General features: G+C 28.9%; 2 protein-coding genes. Both read right to left on the bottom strand.

The window, feature by feature from the left end; all coding sequences use genetic code 11:
- Positions 1–89 precede the first annotated feature (89 nt).
- Complete coding sequence (locus tag A500_RS16820; RefSeq protein WP_016208769.1) at positions 90–1,190, bottom strand: BMP family lipoprotein; 1,101 nt, start codon at positions 1,188–1,190, stop codon at positions 90–92.
- Between the two features lie 106 nt (positions 1,191–1,296).
- Positions 1,297–2,319, bottom strand: a complete 1,023-nt coding sequence (locus A500_RS16825) for a LacI family DNA-binding transcriptional regulator (protein ID WP_016208770.1) — start codon at positions 2,317–2,319, stop codon at positions 1,297–1,299.
- Positions 2,320–2,525 lie beyond the last annotated feature (206 nt).

Below are 2,525 nucleotides of genomic sequence, written 5' to 3' on the forward strand. Positions count from 1 at the left end.
CTCTACTACATACTCCATATAATTCACCGCTTTCCTCTTTAATACTTGGAGGGGAATTTAAAAGCTAAGCTTTTAAATTCCCTCTATAATTATTTAATTAAATCACCTTTTTCAGATGCAACTTTAACTTTACCTTCTTTTATTTGATTGAATATTTCATCAACCTTACTTACAGTTTCTTTACTTAAATTTGGATTTTCTTTTGGAAGACCTATACCATCATTCTTAGCATCGAATGTTAAAGTTTGTCCACCTGGGAACTTTCCATCTAATTCAGCTTTAACCATTTCAAATGAAGCTGAATCTACTTTCTTCATTGCAGAAGTTAAAATGATTGATTTATCATCTTTGTAAATACCATCTGCATATTGGTCAACGTCAACCCCTACAATCCAAGCTTCTTTTCCAGCTGTTGCTCTAGCTTTAGCTTCATTTATAGCTCCAACTCCAACTCCACCAGCTGCTGTAAATATAGCTTTAACTCCGTTATCAAACATAGTTGCTGCTAATTGTTGTCCTGCTGCTACGTTATCAAATGATCCTTGATAAACAACATTTTCTGCTTTTATTGACATCTTTGTTCCTAAATTATCATTAGCATATTTAACACCTTGTTGGAATCCCCAGTTAAACTTTTGAACTGCTGGTATTTCCATACCACCTATGAAACCTAATTCTCCTTCTTTCAATTGAAGAGAGGCTGCTACACCAGCTAAGAAACCTGCTTCATGTTCAGCAAAGAATATAGCAACTGCATTATCAGCTACTTTTTCAACTCTATCTGCTCCATTTTTCCCATTATTAGGAGATCCATCGATAATTACAAATTTTGCATCTGTATATTTATCTTGAGATTGGAATATAGCTGTTTCAAACTTAAATCCAGGAGTAACTATAAATTTATATCCTGTATCATAAAGATTTCCAATTTCCTTCATATAGTCAGCTTCTGTTGTTCCTGTTGGTTTTAAATAGTTAGTTTCAACTTTTAATTCTGTTTCTGCTTTCTTTATACCTTCCCAAGTACCTTGGTTAAATGATTTGTCATCAATAGTACCTGCATCAGTAACCATACCTACTTTTAAATCATTTTTCTTGTCTGTACCTGTTTCTCCACCCTTGTTACCACAGCTTACAAGTCCAGTGACCATAAGAGCTGAAAGTGTTAATGCTATTAGCTTTTTTTTCATAATAATCCCTCCATAAAATAATATATAGCAATCTTTGATATACAAAGAAGTGCGTCTTTTTAACAAAAATTTTACCCTTGATACCGCTTACAAATAAACTCAATATTTATTTATTAACTTTTCCTTCTGATCCATTTAAAATTAGTTTTGGTGGAATGTTTATGCGATTTATCTTCTTATTATCTTTATTCTTAAATATCTCTAAAAGTAACTTTATAGCTGATACTCCTAATTCCATAGGCGAATCTTCAATATAAGTTAAATTAATTCCCACTATATCTATTAAATCTATTTTATTAAAACCAACTAACGCCATATCCCTTGGTATATTCTTTTCTCTTTCAAATAAAGCTTTAATTGTTCCTAAGGTCATTCTATTACTGCATGAAATTATCGCAGTAGGTGGGTTTTCCATATCCAAAAATTCTTTAGTTATTTCATAAGCTCTATCTAAACTAAATTGTCCTTCTTTTATATAATCATCTATAATTGGTATATTACTTTGGATTAATGCCTCTTTATACCCATTTAATCTATTCATTGCTGAACTTGAACTAATTATTCCTGTTATTATACCTATTTTTTCGTGACCTTCATTTATTAATAACTTAGTAGCATCAAAACCACCTTTTACATCATCAACAAAAACTCCATTTAAATTTATATAATTTAAATCTGCAGAAACTAATACAATAGGTATATTTATACTATTTATTATATCTATAAATACATCTTCTAATTTCGTATCTCCAAACCCTGGAGTCATTATAACTCCTTTTAATCTATGCTTTTTAACTTCATCTAATGCTTTTAATTCACTTTTTACATCATTATTTGTATTAAATAATATTATATTTAAATTAACTTCTTCTGCAATTTTACTTATACCTTTTATTATCTCACCAAAGTATGAATTTGTTATATCCGGAACTATTATTCCTATAGTGTTTGTCTCTCTTTTAGAAAGACTTCTTGCTATTGCACTCGGAACATAATTCATTTCTTCTATAACCTTTAAAACTCTTTCTTTAGTTTCCTCTTTTACATATGAGGAATTATTTAAAACTCTAGAAATAGTTGCAGAAGATACACCAGCTTTTTTTGCTATGTCATCTATAGTTACTGCCATATTTTTTCTCCTTATGTATCTACGATAAAATTTAATAAATTTGTCTATATGCCTATTATATATCTATTATATTCATTAATACTAGTCCTAAATTCTATTAAATATAGATTTTGATAAATTTTTCTATAATCACATTTTCTTAAGTTAATATTAATTTATTTTTATTCTTAAATAATTACTTTTTCCTTTTTGTTTTATGTTAAACA

Origin of the sequence: Clostridium sartagoforme AAU1 (genome assembly GCF_000401215.1) — a bacterium.
In the GTDB taxonomy this organism is placed as follows: domain Bacteria; phylum Bacillota; class Clostridia; order Clostridiales; family Clostridiaceae; genus Clostridium; species Clostridium sartagoforme.

Excerpts from the sequence above, each read along its gene's own strand:
- A500_RS16820 (WP_016208769.1), bottom strand. The coding sequence starts at position 1,190 with ATGAAAAAAAAGCTAATAGCATTAACACTTTCAGCTCTTATGGTCACT.
- A500_RS16825 (WP_016208770.1), bottom strand. The coding sequence starts at position 2,319 with ATGGCAGTAACTATAGATGACATAGCAAAAAAAGCTGGTGTATCTTCT.